The following is a 17,038-nucleotide window of genomic DNA, read 5'->3' on the forward strand; positions in this document are numbered from 1 at the left end:
TCATTAACCACTTAGAGAAAATCTAGGCTACAACCCCCGCTGCTCGGTATAACTGTAAGTGCACATCAACAAGCGCGCTGATGTCCCGTTGATACCCACCGCCTATCACAGCCGCCACCGGCACTCCCTGTTTACTGCAAGCGTCGAACACCATACAGTCTCTGGCGTACACCCCTGGGGTAGATATATGTAAATGCCCTAAGTCGTCATTAACGTGGATATCTACACCAGCATCGTATATCACTGCATCAGGCTGAACGGTGCTAAATGCTTGATGCAAAGCGCGCTCAACCACAGTTAAATATTCATCGTCTGTTGTTCCCTTCGCTAATGGAAAGTCTAAGTCAGAAACCTGCTTGCGATGTGGGAAATTCTTCTCGCCATGCAGAGATACAGTAAAAACCTTCGGGTTGTTAGAGGCTAATTTAGCGGTGCCGTCTCCTTGGTGAACGTCACAATCGAAAATCAATACTTTGTTAATAGCTGAGGCCTGCAACATATTCAAAGCGGCTAAATACAGATCATTAAACAAACAAAACCCTGCGCCAAAATTCGCAAATGCATGATGATAACCACCGGTCAAATTCAATGCTTTGCCCTGTTCAAGGGCTAGGGTTGAAGTCATGACTGTGCCTGCAACAGCCGTTAACGAGCGCTGAATCAGTTGCTCTGACCAAGGAAAGCCGATCCTACGCATGGCTTTAGGGTCAAGCACACCTTGGGTAAGCCCGTTGACATAATCGGGGCTGTAAACGCGTTTTAACTGACTTGGTGTGAGCGCATCCGGTTGGTAAAACTGCGCTTTGGGTACGCCTAAGCTGATAAGCCTATCGTAGATAGCTTGATACTTCTCAATGGGAAATCGGTGTTTAAAGGGTAAATCTAGCTGACTGTAAATGGGATGAAAAACTAAAGGTGTCGACAAAAGATGGCTCTCATTCATATACTTAGCTTCAGCCCAATATTCGGACCAGAGCATTATTTACCTTATTGTCTCGTCGGTTTTCCTTCGCTGCAAGGCATATTTATTTTCTAAGGAGTTATCTTGTTAGTTACCTTAACCCAGCTGCAAGCGCGCGTAATCGGTGTACTACTTGAAAAAGAAGTCACCACACCTGAGCAATACCCACTTTCATTGAACAGTATCACCACCGCCTGTAATCAAAAAAGTAACCGTGAGCCGGTAATGGAGCTCACCGAGCTTGAAGTGCAAAATACCCTTGATGAGCTGCGCGCAAAAAATATGATATTTGAGCAAAGCGGTAGTCGCGCCACACGCTATAAACATCGTTTTTGTAATACTGAATTTAGCGATTTACAGTTAACGCCACAGCAATTGGCCATCATTTGCGTGATGTTATTACGTGGTCCGCAAACACCTGGGGAGCTACGCACCCGTGCCCAGCGTATGGCTGGTTTTAGCCATGTGGATGAAGTCGAGAAGGCCCTAAATGAATTAATGGATTTTAACGGTGAGCAATTGGTCGTGCGCTTAGAACGCGAACCTGGCAAACGAGAATCACGCTACGCCCAGCAGTTTTACAAAGACACCAACGAAGCGATTAGCCACGAACCAGCAGTGGACTATTCGGCCAGTACGCCTAGCACTTCAAGTGCCTCATTCACGCCCAACAGCGCCTCGCAAGAAGCACGTATAGCGGCGCTAGAAGATACCGTCGAGCAATTACGTGATGAACTACAACAGCTTAAACAAACCCTAGATGATTTGACCGGATAAGGTACTTTGCGCTATTACATATAGATGTATAAGCGCAGCCTTAGGGTATCGCTAGTGCGATTGGGTCAATGGCTAGTCGCTATCGACCCATACGAGGCGCATCTGCATTAGCAGTGAATGTTAGGCGCAAAATTTGTTTACCTGTAGGGGCATGTAGTTTTTCTTCTATTTGTTTGAAGCCGTACCTAGCATAAAAACTTCGCCCGATTGAGTTATCTTTAAACACCTCCACATCGAGATCGCCGTGCAGCTCTTGAGCCTTATCCATTAAGGCTTTGCCGATACCTTTTCCATGACAATATGGCTGCAAAAATATTGCGCCTACTTCGTTGCCCATCAGCGCAATGAAGCCTTCAACAATATTGTCGATTTCTGCTACCCATGTATTCGTATTTGGCATATATACTTCAGCGACATTTATTCCTTCTTGGTCGATGAATTCGTCAGTCATAAATGGATGTGCTAAACGTGTTGCCGCTTCCCATGAGCTAAGTACTAAGGGTAAATCTGAAGCCAAATACTGGCGAATGTTTACTTTCATTGTTTTCTCTTCTCTCTCAAGTCAATCACGCTGATGTTACTGACTTACGAAAGGCTAAGATTGAAGAAAAACGACAGTTTTAGGTAATTTCGAAATTACCGTAAATATCTATCGTAAGATCCCGTTGTTGCGCATAACGCGCCGGTGTACTTCCAATCGTGCTCTTGAGTTGACGAATTAAATGAGATTGATCACTAAACCGATACTTATAGGCAATTTCTACCCAATTAATATCGCTTTCATCGCGCTGATATAAATCATTAAGCAAATTCTCTAACCGCAGCATAGACTGGACTTGTTTCATGGATAAGCCCGTCACCCTATAAAAACTACGCTCAGTGGTACGTTGTGAAAGATGTAGTTGGTTGCCAATTTCATTAACTGGTGTGTGACTCAATAAAGGTAAGATTTGGCGCACCAAGCGGCTATGTTTATCTTCGTAATTATCTATTAGCCACGGCGACAGTAATTGCTCTAACTTACAAATGGCTTGGTGTTTGTTATCTTCAGCGGCAATTAAAAGCAGCTCTGAATCGAAAATGTCAGTGCCACTAAGGCAATTGACTTCAACCTCTTCAATTTTATCCAGACAAGAAGTAACACTATTTATATCTAAAGAGTAAAGCGCCCCAATCTTAAATTTAACACCGAGAATCGCGAAAGGAGCTGAATGATCCAGCATAAAGGTATTCACATGCGGGAAAACCCAATGACTTCCTCTAGCGTTTTGCACAATAGAGCCATGTGTATACGCATAGGCTCGGTTTGAACGAGCAATAATTAAATGAGAGGAAGGATCTGGATATAACTTTGGAAAATTAAAATTTTGGTCGTGAGGTTCTTTTTCTAAAAACCAATAACACTCAATATATTTAGCAAGATGTTCTATTCTCGGCAATAGCCTCCAGCTTTTCATTCACTATACCTTTCTCGTTACTCCCCACACGACTGTAAAGCCACACTTTTGCCGAACTTCACACAAATGTAAGCGCAAAGCCTAATACTGACAAGTATAATAATGACACCCATAGCAATATAATAATGACATCCATAGCAACATAATAATGCCCCCCATAGCTATATTCGTCGCCCATTCTCAATAACAAACACCTCCCCCAACAGAAAACCGCCCAATCCCAATATATAAAGCCCAAATATGAAGACACCCATGATAAAACAGAATATAAAATATAATGACACCCATTATAAAAATGGTTAATTTTCATCCCTCAACTATACTTGTTGTGTGTTCCATTTTATTGAGTAGACTGTTATGCCTCAGTCACGAAAAAGCCAAATCAGTTTAATCGATACGCCTTATTATCACTGTGTGTCCCGTTGTGTTCGCCAGTCTTTCTTATGCGGTACAAGCACGCTGACAGGGAAAAGCTATGAACATCGTCGTGGCTGGGTAGAAGTGCGTTTATTGTTTCTAGCGACAGTATTCGCAATAGACATTTGTGCCTATGCGGTCATGAATAATCACACTCATGTGGTGCTTAGTGTGGATAAAGCCTTGGCTGATAATTGGGATAGCGATGAAGTGTTGAGGCGCTATCACAAGCTGCATAGAGGCACATTGCTGACTCAAAAATTCATGAATGGCGATACGCTGAGCCAAGGAGAGCTAATCACCTTTGATGAAACCGTTGAAATCTACAGAAAACGTTTATACGACATCAGCTGGTTCATGCGTGACTTGAATGAGCACATTGCCCGTCAAGCCAATAAAGAAGATGACTGCACAGGCCGGTTTTGGGAAGGGCGATTTAAATCACAAGCTTTGTTAGATGAAAGTGCCGTGCTGGCTTGTATGGCCTATGTGGATTTAAACCCGATTAGAGCGAAAATAGCCAAAACACCTGAAACAGCAAAACACACCAGCATCAAAAAGCGTCTTCACGCCGCTAAACATCATCAAGCTCAACCAAGCACGCTAATGCCCTTTGTGGGAAGCTCAAGGGAAAACATGCTCGAAGGAATTGCTTACTCACTCAAAGACTACTGTGAGCTTATCGATACCACAGGTCGCTGTATTCGTGATGATAAGGCAGGTTATATTGATAAGACTCAAAACCCCATTCTAGAACGACTAGGATTAGACTCAGCACAGTGGTTAGCCTTAACCACTGAGTTTGAAAAACACTTCTGTTACGCCGCAGGTGCAGAGCAAATAATGAATGCCTTCAAGCGCCATACCCATCATCAACGAATACGAGGGATGGGCAAAGCAAAAGAGCTGCTAAAGCGCGCTTAAATCAATCTCAACAAATACACTTAATGCACAGCTTGTGAAGCGGACGCTCGCCTAACTTTACACCTTACTCGCCGTATTCTTTTTTTAACACCCTAAATGCAAACAAAACCCCTGACGTTCAACGAAAAAGTACCTTAGTGTCTTTTTAGCGACCTTCTTGAAGATGACGAAAGCGATAACAATTCATGGATGTCTTTATAATTTCCTCTATGTCTCATCTATAGCATGGCTGTTTTAATAAATTGGCTTGGCTGTCTTGATAAGTTGAGCATGGCTGTCTTGATAAATTTCTTGTAAGCATGGCTGTCTTTATAAATTTTTGGAGAGCCTGGATGGGCTTTGGTATGGAAAGCGAAGGCTTTTCGTTCTGATTATGTGAGTTTAGGCAGGGAGACTACGACCTAATTAGCGCAGCGTTTTTTCTATATTCTATAAAATATCCCCGCGAGCATCACGCGCACGGGGTCGTATTGATTTAGCATTAGCGCACTTCAAGATATTCCATTAATCCTTGTTTGGATATTTTAACAGCCTCTAAAGGTTTTAAATCATTGGGGTATTCTTCTTGTTCAACCACCAGCCAATGCGTTCCGCCTACTGACATATTAGCTTCAATCAAACTCGGCCAGTCTATGGTGTCTTGGCCAATTAATGGCAATTTATCTTGCGCGTCATCCGGCAGTTTAACTTTATAATGAGTGGTGAAAGTGCGACCAGGATAGCGCTTAACATACTCAACAGGGTCCTTACCTGCATAGGTCGTCCAGCCAACATCTTGCTGCAAAATAACGTTTTCATTGGTGTTCTGTGCAAGGTAATCCCAGTAAGTACTTTGCTGGAAATCATTAAACTCTTTTTCGTGATTATGATAACCAATCTTCATCCCTTGTGGGGCAAGCTTTTCCGACAAGCGATTCAAATCGGCCACAACAGCCTCAATCTGTTGCGGGTCAAATGCGCGTGCATCATAAGGTACAATCAAACTTGTACAACCTAAGGCTTTATAAAAGGCAACCGTGTCAGCAAATTGTTGCTCATTAAGCTTTTCAAAGGGAATGTGCGCACCACTCACTTTAAGCCCTAAACCATCAAGAAATCCCTTAAGCGCCTGAGGGTCATCTGAGTATTTACCAAAATCTCCTGCAAATTCAACACCGTCAAAGCCCATGTCAGCCAGTATAGTCAGTGTCCCTTCAAAATCTCGCTTAACCTCATCTTTCACAGACCACAATTGCACACTCACTTGTGGTGCTATGCCTTTTTCATTAGGACTTTGGTTTTGACTTTCATTCTGGCCACAGCCGTATAACCCTAGTGTAATAACGATGGCACCTATCATCGATATTAAGCGCATGCTTACATTCGTTAATCTCATTTTTGCTTCCTTTTAAAACAGCTAATCATATCCCCTCACCTTCTCGATTTATAAAATACCGACATTAACTGTGCGAGGTTTTCATACTTATATTCGACCTTGTTTCATCTCACTAACGGCATAATCGACAGCTCTTGCAGTGAGTGCCATAAAGGTTAACGAGGGATTTTGCACGGCCGAGCTACTAAAGCTCGCACCGTCTGTTACAAATAAATTATCTATATCGTGCGTTTGATTAAAACGGTTCAACACAGAATCTTTAGGATTGCGTCCCATTCTAGCGGTGCCCAACTCGTGAATCGCCAACCCTGGAGGGCCTTGGTTCACATAACTGCTGACGTTTTCTACACCCGCTACCTTGAGCATTTCCTCGGCTGTATCGGCGGCATCTTTCATCATGTCTAATTCGTTATCAGACCAGCGACAGTTGATTTCTAGCTGAGGGATCCCCCATTTATCCTTTAACGAATGATGTAGCTTCACCGTGTTCTCATAGCGTGGAAGCATTTCTCCTTGGGCATGCAAACCGAAGCGCCACTTGCCAGCTTGGGTCATTTGCTGCTTGAACTTCTCCCCAAAACCCTTGGTTGACGCGTTTTGTTGCCAGCCTTCACGATAGGCACCACCAGCCAACGCGTAACCCCGTAGGTAATTCTTCTTGCCACGCTTAGGCTCATACTGGAAATTCGGAATAATAATGCCCCCAGGCCTTCTTCCTCGATAGTATTCATCCTCGTAGCCAGGTACATCGCCTGTGGCCCCCGCGTTGTAATTGTGATCCATCAAGTAGTGGCCCAATACACCAGAGCTATTGGCAATACCATCAGGAAACGCGCGAGAAGTAGAGTTGAGCATAATTTGAGTGCTCCCGAGCGTTGATGCGCACAGAAATACAACCTTTGCGTAATACTCGCGCTCGGCCAGCGTATCGTTGTCGATAACCCGCACCCCTCGCACTTTTTTACTTTGCTCATCATAAATCAAGCTGTGCACCACGCTGTCAGGAGCGATATGCAAATTTCCCGTGGCTGCGGCGGCAGGTAATGTTGAGCTTTGCGTTGAAAAGTATGCTCCAAATGAGCAACCTTTTTGGCACTCATTTCGCGCTTGGCATTGTACCCGTCCTTGCTTTATATGTAGTTCAGAAGGTTGAGTTAAATGTGCCATTCGCCCCATGATCATTTTGCGATCGGGATAGACTTTTTCAATGGCCGCTTTAATATCCACTTCAGGCTTTGTCATGTCAAAAGGAGGTAAAAACTCACTATCTGGTAACTGCTCTAAGCCTTCTTTTGCACCACTGATGCCAGCATGACGCTCGACATGGCCATACCACTTTTCTATATCTGCGTAGCGTATCGGCCAATCATTGCCGTGGCCATCGAGACTATTTGCAGCAAAATCATGGTCACTCAAACGATATGATTGTCGATGCCATAACAAAGATTTTCCGCCCAACTGATTAGCCCGGATCCAACTAAACGTCGTATCATCTTTAGTGGTATAAGGTAAATCTCGGTCGTTACCAAAGAAGTGCTTAGTGGCATCATTAAAGGCATAACATTGCTTTTGAATACGATAACGTTGCTCAAGTAAAATATTGTCTACTTTGCCGCGCATGGGCATATCCCATGGCGCTACGCCCTCACCGATATAGTCTTTTCTGTGTTCTACCACGCGGCCCCGCTCAATCATCAGGGTTTTCAAGCCCCGCTCACATAGCTCTTTGGCAGCCCAGCCACCGGACAACCCCGAACCGATCACAATGGCATCAAAGGTCTCATCAGTGTCTTTTATGTACATCTGGTCACTCATTACATCTTCCTGTTCTAAATACTTTCGATTTGCGCTTGAACTGCACTGTGGTGCTCATTGAAGCCTGATAAGACTACTGATTCACAAGCCATGCCTTGCCGACTGATGAATACTCAATGGAGCCTTTAAAGCCGCCTGGCACAGGTAAATAGGCTAACTCCTGAGTCGCACCTACCTCTGACGTGAAATAGCCAAATACAATCATGTGTTTCAAAAAAGCAAAGTGCTCTGCGTCATCTCGGCCAAACTCTTTTTCGGCCTCTTCAATCGCGCTAAGCAAGGCTAGCTGTTGAGATTCGCTTGCTTCACTGAAGCTTCTCTTGAAACGTTTCTGCGCTGCCGCGTCAATGCGCTTTAGTAAATCAACCACTTGTGTTTGCTGCCAATTTGCATGACAACGCACCAATTGGTTATCGATAAACCCATGGGTATCTACATCACCTGCACCAGCTGTATCGGTTTTAGGGATCACCAACTGGCAAATGTCGCGCAATTGTTGCATCTGCTTTTGGGTAAACAAGCGTCCAGCAGACTGCCAACTTTGTGGGTTTCCTTGATACGCCATGGCCACGCTTAAGCCTCCGCCCCCCAGTAAATTTGCAGCTCCTGCAGCACCAATCAAGGCTCCTAAGCCAAGTAAAAATGAACGCTTTTTAGGGTTTTCAACCTCGAGATGCTCATTCGAGCTAGTATCAGATAATGCCACTTGTTCATCAGAAGACGAGTTTTGTGATCCGCGCATGAGAAATACCTTTAATTATGAAATTGAATGTCGCTGAGCCTAACCAATGCAAACCGTAATTACAGGTCCTTTGCCAACCCACGGAAAGAGCAGTCCGTTTAGTCTGTACTCAAACCCTACTTAGCTAAGTAATCATTACTTAGGTTTAGTTCAACAAGACAGCAGATATGCTGTCATTGACGCCATCCAAGTTAATACCTTGTTAATGATTGTAAGAGGAAATCGTTAATGCTAGGTAACGCAAAATCGGTTTAAAGTAGGATTATTTCGGCGTTTAAAAATATAAAAATGGTTAAAGTAAGCTAATCTTCTAATACGCAATGGAATTAAGCGGTGTACAGTTCAACCTTATCTGATTATATTATTGGCACGTATAACACTGCAAAACCCGAGACGCTAGCGCATGGCAACCCAGCATTTTAGTAGCGAACAAAGCGCTCAATTCATTCAGCGCAGCAACATAAGCCAGTTATTGGCCATGTTTGACCTACTGCCAGATATCTTATTTTGGATTAAAGACACCCATAGCCGGCTAATCCACGCCAATCAATGTTATTTAGAACATGTGGGCATTCCCACCCTTGAGCAAGCACGTGGGCAAACCGACGCAGATTTTGCGCCTCGTCATATTGCCAAGCAGTTTTTGAATGATGATCAACGGGTGGTCAAAGGCGAAACCGTGACAGAACGCCTCGAGATGAATGTGCTTGAATCCGGCGAAGTGTGCTGGTTCACCACGTCTAAACGCCCACTCTATGATGCAGACGGCGAGATCATTGGCTCCTATGGCACATCCCGTCACCTTGAAAAAACCTCTGTTGCCTTAAACAGTATGGACGCCTTAAAAACCCCAATGAACCATATTCGCCAGCATTATATGCAAAACCTGTCGATGCATGAATTAGCGTCCTTGTCTCACCTATCGATCAGCGCACTAGAGAGACGATTTAAAAAGTACTTAGGCTTAACACCTAGACATTACATTATTCAAGTCAGGCTTGAAAATGCCCGGCGCTTGTTGGTGGAAACCACTCTCCCGATTAACGTTATTGCGGCAGAAGTCGGCTTTCAAGACGCCAGTTATTTTAGCCGTAAGTTCTACCAATTATTTGAAACGAAACCGTCAGAATTCAGATTGAGCTACCAATGATAAAGACATAAAAAAAGCGCTAGGCATTGACCATAGCGCTTTACCCGTTTTTAAACAGGTCGTTTATTTATTACAACAAAATACGTGATTTAATGGTGCCATCAATCATATTTAGTTGCTCCAATGCTTCATCAGCATCGTCAGTTTCAACATCAATCACCACGTAACCAATGGTGTCGTCTGTTTGCAAATACTGAGCGGCAATGTTGATGTTTTTCTGGGCAAACGCTTGGTTGATCTGGGTTAACACGCCCGGCGCATTTTTATGAATGTGCAACAAACGCGAACGGTCAGCATGAGACGGTAGCGATACTTCAGGGAAGTTAACCGCAGACAAAGTCGAACCATTATCACTGTATTTCGCTAGCTTTCCAGCCACTTCAATACCAATGTTTTGCTGTGCTTCTTGGGTACTGCCCCCAACATGCGGAGTTAAAATCACGTTGTCGAACTGGCGCAAAGGTGATTCGAACTCTTCTTTGTTTGACTTAGGTTCAACGGGGAACACATCAATCGCTGCACCGCTTAACTTGCCTGCTTCAAGCACGTCAACCAAGGCGGGTATGTCAATCACAGTACCGCGTGCCGCATTAATTAGAATGGCACCCTGTTTCAACCATGATAATTCGGTAGCGCCTATCATGTTTTGCGTTTGTGCGGTTTCTGGTACGTGTAAGCTCACCACATCAGAGGTACTCATAAGCTCTTTCATCGTTTTAACTTGTGTCGAGTTACCCAATACGAGCTTGTCTTCAATATCAAAAAACTGAACGCGCATACCCAAATGCTCAGCCAAAATGCTCAGCTGCGTACCAATATGGCCGTAGCCAATAATGCCCAAGGTTTTGCCACGGGCCTCAAACGAGCCAACAGCACTTTTGTCCCATTCGCCACGATGGGCTTTGGCGTTACGCTCAGGCACACCACGCAATAATAAAATCAGTTGCCCAAGAACGAGCTCAGCCACAGAACGCGTATTAGAGAACGGCGCATTAAAAACGGGAATACCGCGTTTCTGGGTTGCTTTTAAATCGACTTGGTTGGTACCGATACAGAAACACCCTACCGCCACCAATTTATTAGCTGCTGCGATAACGCGCTCAGTTAATTGCGTACGCGAGCGAATGCCGATGAAATGTACGTCTTTAATTTTTTCGATCAATTCGTCTTCAGGTAACGACGTTTTCAAGTACTCAATATTCTCATAACCATTGGCTTTCAGTGTATCCAAGCTGCTCTGGTGTAAACCTTCGAGAAGTAAAATTTTAATCTTGTCTTTTTGAAGCGAAACTTTGCTCATTGCGGTATCCAAGTTGATGAAGAATAAGAAGACATCTGGACGTCTATTTGCCAGCGCAAAAAATAGCAGAAATCGCGCTTATAAGGAAGCTTATCCCGTAAAATCTGTGATAAATAATGAACAATACAGTGATTAATTTACCATTAACGATTTCACCACTTGTTCTAAGCGTGGATCATTCGGATCAGACAACCGTGTTGCAACAACGACCTGCCCTTTCGCGTTGATAAAAAAGGTCGTGGGTGTGCCCCGCACAAAGAATTTTTCCATCGCTACTGAGTCTCCGTCCACTAGGGTTTTAAATGACATACCTCTGGCCGTTAACAATTCTTGAGGTTTTGCTCCTTCTTCTTCTAGCAAGCTGATGGCAATCATTTGCAAGCCTTGATCTTGATACTTTTCAAAGAGGCGATCTAAGCCTGGAAGCAGCTTCTTACAATACGGACACCAAGTCGCCCAAAAATGAATAATCAATGGCTTTCCCGCAAAATCCTTTGAGGACACCAAATTCCCCTCAGCGTCGAACAAGCTCCAACTCGGTGCCATTTTAAGCGCTGCTTGTTGTACCGGACTTTTCTGTTCTGTTTTATTGGCTCTAGCAGTTTTATTGGCTCTGGCAGTTTTGCTGGCTCTAGCAGTTTCAATAGCTCTAGCAGTTTCGGTGCTTCTGGCAGTCTCAGTAGTTCTATCAGTCTCAGTGGCTCGTGCGGTAAGCGTTGACAAGGTCAATAGCAATATAAGCAACGTAAAAAACATATTAGCCCGAGCCTTGTGTGGCTTGCTTAAATGAGTAATGAAAGATGAATAAGAAGGTGAATAAGAAGACAGATAACGAAGAATAGAAGTTAGCGTTTGCATAGTGCTTGCTCAATAGACTGTAATGCAAACAAGAAAGCGCCAAGCCAATAAAACTTTCAAATTCGGGACGATGTCATACAGGGTTCGCCATTATAAAGCGGAGTAACGCGGCACTTTTAGCTGTAGCTTTGCTCTACCCAACTCTCGAAAATTAAACACGCCGATGCGCTATCTATTTTCCGTTTATCGAGTTTTTTAAAACCGCCCATTTCAAACAAACGCGCTTTGGCGTCAACTGTGGTTAGGCGCTCGTCAACCGTTTCGATTGGCACTCTGTACTTGGCGTTCAATCGATTAGCAAATTTTTTCGCCGCGAAAGTGACCTGCTGAAAGCTGCCATCCATGTTTAACGGTAATCCTACTATGGCCAAGTCAGGTTGCCATTGCTCGAAAACCTTCGCCACGATGTCCCAATTAGGAATACCATCAACCGCATCAATGGCATCAAGCGGAGAGGCGGTGCCTGTCACCTCTTGGCCAACGGCCACACCAATACTTTTAGTACCAAAATCAAATGCTAGAACGGTGCGCTGTACAGACTTTGTCATTGTGTGACTCAAATAGGTTAAGCGGCTGACATTAATGGCCATGCCGCTTTAAAGTAAAGAAAAGGAGGCATAATAATGCTGATTAAGCATTACCAGCATTAGGAGCGATTTGCCATGTATCGATACCTAACTTGTGCACAGCGGCTTCCCATTTTTTGTGAATAGGTGTGTCGAACAATAATTCGGTATCTGCTTCAACCATTAACCAAGAATTTTCACGTATTTCCTCTTCCAACTGTCCCGCTGACCAGCCCGCGTACCCAAGGGTAACAATGGACTTCTCTGGTGCTTCACTATTGCCTAAAGACGACAAAATATCTTTAGAGGTGGTCACCATAATCTCAGAAGTCAAAGCCAAACTCGCGCTCCAGCCGGGTTGAGTTGTGTGCAGGATAAAGCCTCTATCTTGACTGACAGGCCCTCCTGCAAGGACAATCTCTTGCGCTTTATCGGCGTCCACTAGAGCGTCTTTATTGGTCTGGTTGATCAATTCTTTTAAACTCATTCCCGCAGGTTGATTGATCACCAAACCCATAGCGCCCTGCTCATTGTGCTCGCAAATGTAAGTGACCGAGCGAGAAAAATACGGGTCTTCCATGCTCGGCATCGCAATTAGCAAGTAATTTTGAAAACTGTTCATCCTAACGCCACACTCGTGCTTATTAACATATTAATGGTTGTCCCGCGCACTTAAGCGCTTCTCGATAGCATCAAATAGCATACCTACAATATCAACTGGGTAGGCCGCTTGAATCTCTCGAACACACGTCGGGCTGGTAACGTTTATTTCAGTAATACGATCACCTATCACGTCTAAGCCTACAAAAATCAATCCTTTTTCTACCAATAACGGGGCAATGGTATTAGCCAGCTTTAGGTCACTTTCAGACAAAGGTTGTGCGCGGCCCGTGCCACCTGCTGCCAAATTACCCCGCGTTTCGCCTTTTTGCGGTAAACGCGCTAATGCATAAGGAACAACTTGACCATCAACAATCAAAATACGCTTATCACCGTCTTTTATTTCAGGCAGGTAGCGCTGGAACATGGCATATTGAGTACCCAGTTTTGTTAAGGTCTCGATGATAACGCCAAGGTTATTTCCATCAGGCTTTACACGGAAAATAGACGTGCCGCCCATGCCATCTAGCGGCTTACAAATCATGTCTTGGTGGGTTGCATGGAACTCACGGATTAGCTTGGCGCTGCGTGTTACCAAGGTATCGGGAATTAATTCAGGGAACCAAGAGGTAAATAGCTTCTCGTTAAAATCACGTAAGCTCTGCGCCTTGTTCACAACTAAAGTGCCTGTTTGCTCTGCCAATTCAAACATTTGAGTGGCATATAAGAACTCGCTGTCAAAAGGGGGATCTTTACGCATTAATATGACATCAAGCTCACCTAGTCCGCGATTCTCTTCTGCTTGCAGCTCAAACCAATTATTGGCATCTTCCTGCACAGTTAAGCGGCGCATTTGGGCCATAGGCTTGCCATTGTTTAAGTACAGGTCGCCCATTTCGATATAAAATATTTCGTAGCCGCGCGCTTTTGCCCCTAATAGCATGGCAAAACTAGTGTCTTTTTTGATATTGATCGATCCAATAGGATCCATTACTACGCCAAGTTTAATGGTCAAGGGTCAGTCCTTAAAAACGTTAGAAGGCAATCAGAAAAAGGATATGCCATAGATTAAGCTAATTTTGAGGTAATTATCGTAATTTCAAGTATGCGATAGCTAATCAGACAGAAAATAAAGAGATTTGCTTACACGAAGAGGCAAGTTTTTTGATGACAGAAACTGAACGTAGTCTCCGAAACTTGCCTATTTGCTTAAACCAAACCGCATTAATGAGTGCAATGCTTTCAAGTAGAATCGAACTATCGCCTTAGCTAAACGGCACACAAACCGCTGAAAAGCGCAGAGCAAAGATCAACACGCCCTAGGTTTGAGCTCTTCAATACAAAACTTGTACTTACGGCCAACCTTCACTTGAACGTTATTCCCTAGTTCTGCTACATATTCGCCGTTAGAATTCGGTGTTAAGGTTGAAAGCTTGGCAATATTGATGATGGCCGAGCGGCTCACCCGCGGGAAATGCACGCTGTCGAGTTCTTCTTCAAATTGTTTGAGAGTTTTGCGGATAATATGAGTGTCGTTAATCGTATGCACACACATGTAATCACCTGCGGCTTCTATCCATACGATGTCATCTAACTTTACTCTTATCCACTGAGAGCCACTTTTCAGGGATATGATCTGCTGTAACTCGTGCAATTCGTTGTTATTAGATAACTCATTAGACACTTCTAAACTATGAATGAAGCTATCAATTGAGTTTCCGGTTTTGCGGCTCAGCAGTGTTCCTAGCTTTTTATGTTGATCGACTACTTGAGTCATATCCATAGCGCTGGATAACTTTTCGATACACTCTTTTAACCGTTCTTCTGAAAACGGTTTAAGTAGATAATCAAAAGCTTGAAAATCAAACGCATTTACTGCAAATTCGCGAAATGCGGTAACAAAAACAATCGTTGCCGAGTTACCTTCTTCGCGCAGTTGTTCGGCAAGCTCTAGTCCGGTTTTACCTGGCATTTCAATGTCTAGAAAGACTACATCTGGCTGGTTAACACTTATTGCATCGTAAGCTTGCTTTGCGTTATTACAGCAGCCTAATACAGTGATGTTCTCATACTCAGCTAAACGTAGGGCTAGCCCTTCTCTTGCTAGGGGTTCATCGTCCACAACTAATACTGAAATTCCACTCATGCAGGCAATTCCATTGGCAATACAATTTTCACAACACACCCTCCATAAGCGCCCCGACGGATAGAAAATTGGTAGTTTTCAGCATAAAGCACACGTAAACGCTCCACTACATTTTTCAATCCTACTCCACCTCGTTGGCTTTCTTTGAGCAATTGCGCTGTTGATGTGGGAATACTATCTGTATTCGGCCCGTTATCTGCAACCGTAAGATGTAACAAGTTGTTGAGTACCTGCGCGCGAATTTCTATCACCCCATCCGCTTCCATTTGGGCAATTGCGTACTTGATGGCGTTTTCTACTAAAGGCTGCAGCAGTAGGCCTGGCACCAACAAACGTTCAGCTTCTAGCTGAACATCAAAATTTACCTTCAACCTGTCGGCAAAGCGTGTTTTCTCAATGTCTAAATATAACATCAGTGCTTTTAGCTCATCGTACAAACGAATTTTCTGTTCCGGGTCATTATCCAAAGAGAAGCGTAAAAATGTCGCTAAGCGAGACAACATACTGTTAGCCGTACTTTTATCGCCACGCAACACCAAGGTTGATATGGCATTTAAAGTGTTAAATAAAAAATGCGGGTTAATTTGATAGCGCAGCATTTTGATTTGAGCAACATGAGACAAACGAGCAGCCTCTAAGTGCAGCTGTTTTTCGCGCAACAATTTAAAATGGTAATTAATGCCAAAATACAAACAGCTCCACACCATGATCATAAAGAACGAATAGGTCACGGTTAAAAACAATTCGCCATAATGAAAGTCCTCAGGCTGATTGCCTAAATACAAATCATACAAAGTGACGTGGTCAAAGAAATACATCAGCAGTAAGTTTTTAATCGGGGTCCAAATCGCAGCGATTAAAATGCACATCACAACGATGGTGACCATCACTTGCAAAGGAGCACCTTTTGAAAAGTAGCCATAAATACTGCGTAACGGCCAGGTCAAAATGCCACCCACGGCGCCCGAAAATATCAGTGGAAGTAAGATTAAATAGCCGGTTTTCGCTGTGTAGGGGTTAAACGCAGCGTATTCAATGGTGAAAATCAGCACGTAAAACGCCCAACCAAGCACATGCAATGTCCAAAAACTGGGTTTGGTGTCTCCCACATTGGCAAAAAACTGTTTAATACTCACGGCTTTTCCCTACCCCAAACAACATTATTAGTCTGCATCTACACCCAAAGCAGAAAGTAACTGCGCCTTATACGATTGGCCAATTTTAACTTCTTCGCCATTGTCTAATTGCAATAAAGAAAAGCGCCCTAACTCACTGTTTAAAGAGCGCACATATTCGATATTAACGATTGCGCTGCGATGTACCCTAATAAACTGCTTGGGATCTAATGTTTGTTCCAGCGCCGACAGTGTTTCTCGATGCAGGTGCATTTTTCCCTCACAATACAACTCAACGTAATTGGCTGAGCCTTTGACCCACATAATGTCTTGAGTATTGATAAACGTGACACTGCCCACTGATTTAACAGGCAATTGGCGGCGCACTCTGGATGCAGAAGGTGCAGAAAGCACCGACTTATTTGCCTTGTGAATTTTGGCAATCACCTGTGCTATGCGGCTGTCTTCGAATGGTTTTAACAGGTAGTCCGTGGCGTCTAGTTCGAAAGCCGTTAATGCGTGTTCACTGTATGCGGTAGTAAATACCCAATGACATGAAACGCAATTTTTAAGCTCTTTTGCAAGTTCAACACCGCTACCGCCTATTATTTGAATATCTAAAAAGCAGATATCGGGTTGCTGCTCAAGAATAAGCTGCTTCGCGCTCGCATAATTACTCGCTTGTGCAACGACCTCGCATAAAGAGGATTGTGAGAGATAGTGCGTTATGCGCTCACGTGCCAAAGCCTCGTCGTCTATAACAATACACCGATACATCAGAGTTACTCCATAAACCCTACAAAAAATGAAAACGGAATATACAAGCTAGGGTACG

At 43.8% G+C, this 17,038-nt stretch carries 17 protein-coding genes; 3 read left to right on the top strand and 14 right to left on the bottom strand.

What is annotated here, in order from left to right:
- Positions 1 to 22: 22 nt before the first annotated feature.
- Complete coding sequence (locus GCHA_RS13520) at positions 23 to 979, bottom strand: histone deacetylase family protein (protein WP_007989109.1); 957 nt, start codon at positions 977 to 979, stop codon at positions 23 to 25.
- Between the two features lie 66 nt (positions 980 to 1,045).
- Here GCHA_RS13520 and GCHA_RS13525 point away from each other — a divergent pair, with 66 nt between their 5' ends.
- Positions 1,046 to 1,738, top strand: coding sequence for a YceH family protein (locus tag GCHA_RS13525; RefSeq protein WP_007989110.1), 693 nt, complete (start codon positions 1,046 to 1,048; stop codon positions 1,736 to 1,738).
- A 79-nt stretch (positions 1,739 to 1,817) separates the two neighbouring features.
- On the opposite strand, the gene GCHA_RS13530 is transcribed toward GCHA_RS13525, so the two are convergent.
- Together GCHA_RS13530 and GCHA_RS13535 are read right to left on the bottom strand one after the other, a co-directional pair.
- Positions 1,818 to 2,279 (bottom strand): GNAT family N-acetyltransferase, encoded by a 462-nt coding sequence (locus tag GCHA_RS13530; RefSeq protein ID WP_007989112.1) that lies wholly within the window; start codon positions 2,277 to 2,279, stop codon positions 1,818 to 1,820.
- A gap of 79 nt (positions 2,280 to 2,358) precedes the next feature.
- Positions 2,359 to 3,195: a helix-turn-helix domain-containing protein gene (locus GCHA_RS13535; protein ID WP_007989113.1), complete on the bottom strand. Its 837-nt coding sequence runs from the start codon at positions 3,193 to 3,195 to the stop codon at positions 2,359 to 2,361.
- Between the two features lie 357 nt (positions 3,196 to 3,552).
- Here GCHA_RS13535 and GCHA_RS13540 point away from each other — a divergent pair, with 357 nt between their 5' ends.
- Entirely contained in the window at positions 3,553 to 4,536 is a 984-nt protein-coding gene (locus tag GCHA_RS13540) for a hypothetical protein (RefSeq protein ID WP_007989117.1), read from the top strand.
- 481 nt (positions 4,537 to 5,017) lie between these two features.
- Here GCHA_RS13540 and GCHA_RS13545 read toward each other — a convergent pair whose 3' ends face one another.
- The 3 genes from GCHA_RS13545 to GCHA_RS13555 all read right to left on the bottom strand — a co-directional run bounded on the left by GCHA_RS13545 (position 5,018) and on the right by GCHA_RS13555 (position 8,468).
- Positions 5,018 to 5,911 (bottom strand): sugar phosphate isomerase/epimerase family protein, encoded by an 894-nt coding sequence (locus GCHA_RS13545; protein WP_007989119.1) that lies wholly within the window; start codon positions 5,909 to 5,911, stop codon positions 5,018 to 5,020.
- An 87-nt stretch (positions 5,912 to 5,998) separates the two neighbouring features.
- On the bottom strand, positions 5,999 to 7,726 hold the full coding sequence (locus tag GCHA_RS13550; RefSeq protein WP_007989120.1) for a GMC oxidoreductase: 1,728 nt from the start codon (positions 7,724 to 7,726) through the stop codon (positions 5,999 to 6,001).
- Between the two features lie 73 nt (positions 7,727 to 7,799).
- The gene (locus GCHA_RS13555; protein ID WP_007989121.1) at positions 7,800 to 8,468 is read right to left on the bottom strand and encodes a gluconate 2-dehydrogenase subunit 3 family protein; all 669 of its coding nucleotides are present in this window, start codon (positions 8,466 to 8,468) and stop codon (positions 7,800 to 7,802) included.
- 403 nt (positions 8,469 to 8,871) lie between these two features.
- Here GCHA_RS13555 and GCHA_RS13560 point away from each other — a divergent pair, with 403 nt between their 5' ends.
- Positions 8,872 to 9,618 carry an AraC family transcriptional regulator gene (locus GCHA_RS13560; protein WP_007989122.1) on the top strand — a complete coding sequence of 249 codons (747 nt, stop codon included), beginning with the start codon at positions 8,872 to 8,874 and terminating at the stop codon, positions 9,616 to 9,618.
- Between the two features lie 70 nt (positions 9,619 to 9,688).
- Here the strand turns inward: GCHA_RS13560 and serA are convergent, their stop codons facing one another.
- From serA to GCHA_RS13600, 8 genes are all read right to left on the bottom strand, one after another.
- The gene (gene serA / locus GCHA_RS13565; RefSeq protein ID WP_007989123.1) at positions 9,689 to 10,918 is read right to left on the bottom strand and encodes a phosphoglycerate dehydrogenase; all 1,230 of its coding nucleotides are present in this window, start codon (positions 10,916 to 10,918) and stop codon (positions 9,689 to 9,691) included.
- 132 nt (positions 10,919 to 11,050) lie between these two features.
- The gene (locus GCHA_RS13570) at positions 11,051 to 11,776 is read right to left on the bottom strand and encodes a TlpA family protein disulfide reductase (protein ID WP_318248978.1); all 726 of its coding nucleotides are present in this window, start codon (positions 11,774 to 11,776) and stop codon (positions 11,051 to 11,053) included.
- A gap of 116 nt (positions 11,777 to 11,892) precedes the next feature.
- The gene (ruvX, locus tag GCHA_RS13575) at positions 11,893 to 12,324 is read right to left on the bottom strand and encodes a Holliday junction resolvase RuvX (RefSeq protein ID WP_039992509.1); all 432 of its coding nucleotides are present in this window, start codon (positions 12,322 to 12,324) and stop codon (positions 11,893 to 11,895) included.
- A gap of 82 nt (positions 12,325 to 12,406) precedes the next feature.
- Positions 12,407 to 12,964, bottom strand: coding sequence for a YqgE/AlgH family protein (locus tag GCHA_RS13580; RefSeq protein WP_007989126.1), 558 nt, complete (start codon positions 12,962 to 12,964; stop codon positions 12,407 to 12,409).
- A 30-nt stretch (positions 12,965 to 12,994) separates the two neighbouring features.
- Positions 12,995 to 13,957 (bottom strand): glutathione synthase, encoded by a 963-nt coding sequence (gene gshB / locus GCHA_RS13585; RefSeq protein ID WP_007989128.1) that lies wholly within the window; start codon positions 13,955 to 13,957, stop codon positions 12,995 to 12,997.
- 294 nt (positions 13,958 to 14,251) lie between these two features.
- A complete protein-coding gene (locus GCHA_RS13590; RefSeq protein ID WP_007989129.1) occupies positions 14,252 to 15,088 on the bottom strand; it encodes a LytR/AlgR family response regulator transcription factor in 837 nt (278 codons plus the stop codon).
- Positions 15,085 to 16,224: a sensor histidine kinase gene (locus GCHA_RS13595; RefSeq protein WP_007989131.1), complete on the bottom strand. Its 1,140-nt coding sequence runs from the start codon at positions 16,222 to 16,224 to the stop codon at positions 15,085 to 15,087. The genes GCHA_RS13590 and GCHA_RS13595 overlap by 4 nt, the downstream gene beginning before the upstream one ends.
- Before the next feature lie 27 nt (positions 16,225 to 16,251).
- The gene (locus GCHA_RS13600; RefSeq protein WP_007989133.1) at positions 16,252 to 16,980 is read right to left on the bottom strand and encodes a LytR/AlgR family response regulator transcription factor; all 729 of its coding nucleotides are present in this window, start codon (positions 16,978 to 16,980) and stop codon (positions 16,252 to 16,254) included.
- Positions 16,981 to 17,038 lie beyond the last annotated feature (58 nt).

The organism is Paraglaciecola chathamensis S18K6 (assembly GCA_000314955.1).
GTDB lineage: Bacteria > Pseudomonadota > Gammaproteobacteria > Enterobacterales > Alteromonadaceae > Paraglaciecola > Paraglaciecola chathamensis.

Coding starts and splice junctions, on each gene's coding strand:
- GCHA_RS13570 (WP_318248978.1), bottom strand. CDS start 11,776: ATGCAAACGCTAACTTCTATTCTTCGTTATCTGTCTTCTTATTCACCT.
- GCHA_RS13545 (WP_007989119.1), bottom strand. CDS start 5,911: ATGAGATTAACGAATGTAAGCATGCGCTTAATATCGATGATAGGTGCC.
- GCHA_RS13520 (WP_007989109.1), bottom strand. CDS start 979: ATGCTCTGGTCCGAATATTGGGCTGAAGCTAAGTATATGAATGAGAGC.
- GCHA_RS13560 (WP_007989122.1), top strand. CDS start 8,872: ATGGCAACCCAGCATTTTAGTAGCGAACAAAGCGCTCAATTCATTCAG.
- GCHA_RS13540 (WP_007989117.1), top strand. CDS start 3,553: ATGCCTCAGTCACGAAAAAGCCAAATCAGTTTAATCGATACGCCTTAT.
- GCHA_RS13555 (WP_007989121.1), bottom strand. CDS start 8,468: ATGCGCGGATCACAAAACTCGTCTTCTGATGAACAAGTGGCATTATCT.
- serA (WP_007989123.1), bottom strand. CDS start 10,918: ATGAGCAAAGTTTCGCTTCAAAAAGACAAGATTAAAATTTTACTTCTC.
- GCHA_RS13550 (WP_007989120.1), bottom strand. CDS start 7,726: ATGAGTGACCAGATGTACATAAAAGACACTGATGAGACCTTTGATGCC.
- GCHA_RS13535 (WP_007989113.1), bottom strand. CDS start 3,195: ATGAAAAGCTGGAGGCTATTGCCGAGAATAGAACATCTTGCTAAATAT.
- ruvX (WP_039992509.1), bottom strand. CDS start 12,324: ATGACAAAGTCTGTACAGCGCACCGTTCTAGCATTTGATTTTGGTACT.
- GCHA_RS13600 (WP_007989133.1), bottom strand. CDS start 16,980: ATGTATCGGTGTATTGTTATAGACGACGAGGCTTTGGCACGTGAGCGC.
- GCHA_RS13590 (WP_007989129.1), bottom strand. CDS start 15,088: ATGAGTGGAATTTCAGTATTAGTTGTGGACGATGAACCCCTAGCAAGA.
- GCHA_RS13580 (WP_007989126.1), bottom strand. CDS start 12,964: ATGAACAGTTTTCAAAATTACTTGCTAATTGCGATGCCGAGCATGGAA.
- GCHA_RS13530 (WP_007989112.1), bottom strand. CDS start 2,279: ATGAAAGTAAACATTCGCCAGTATTTGGCTTCAGATTTACCCTTAGTA.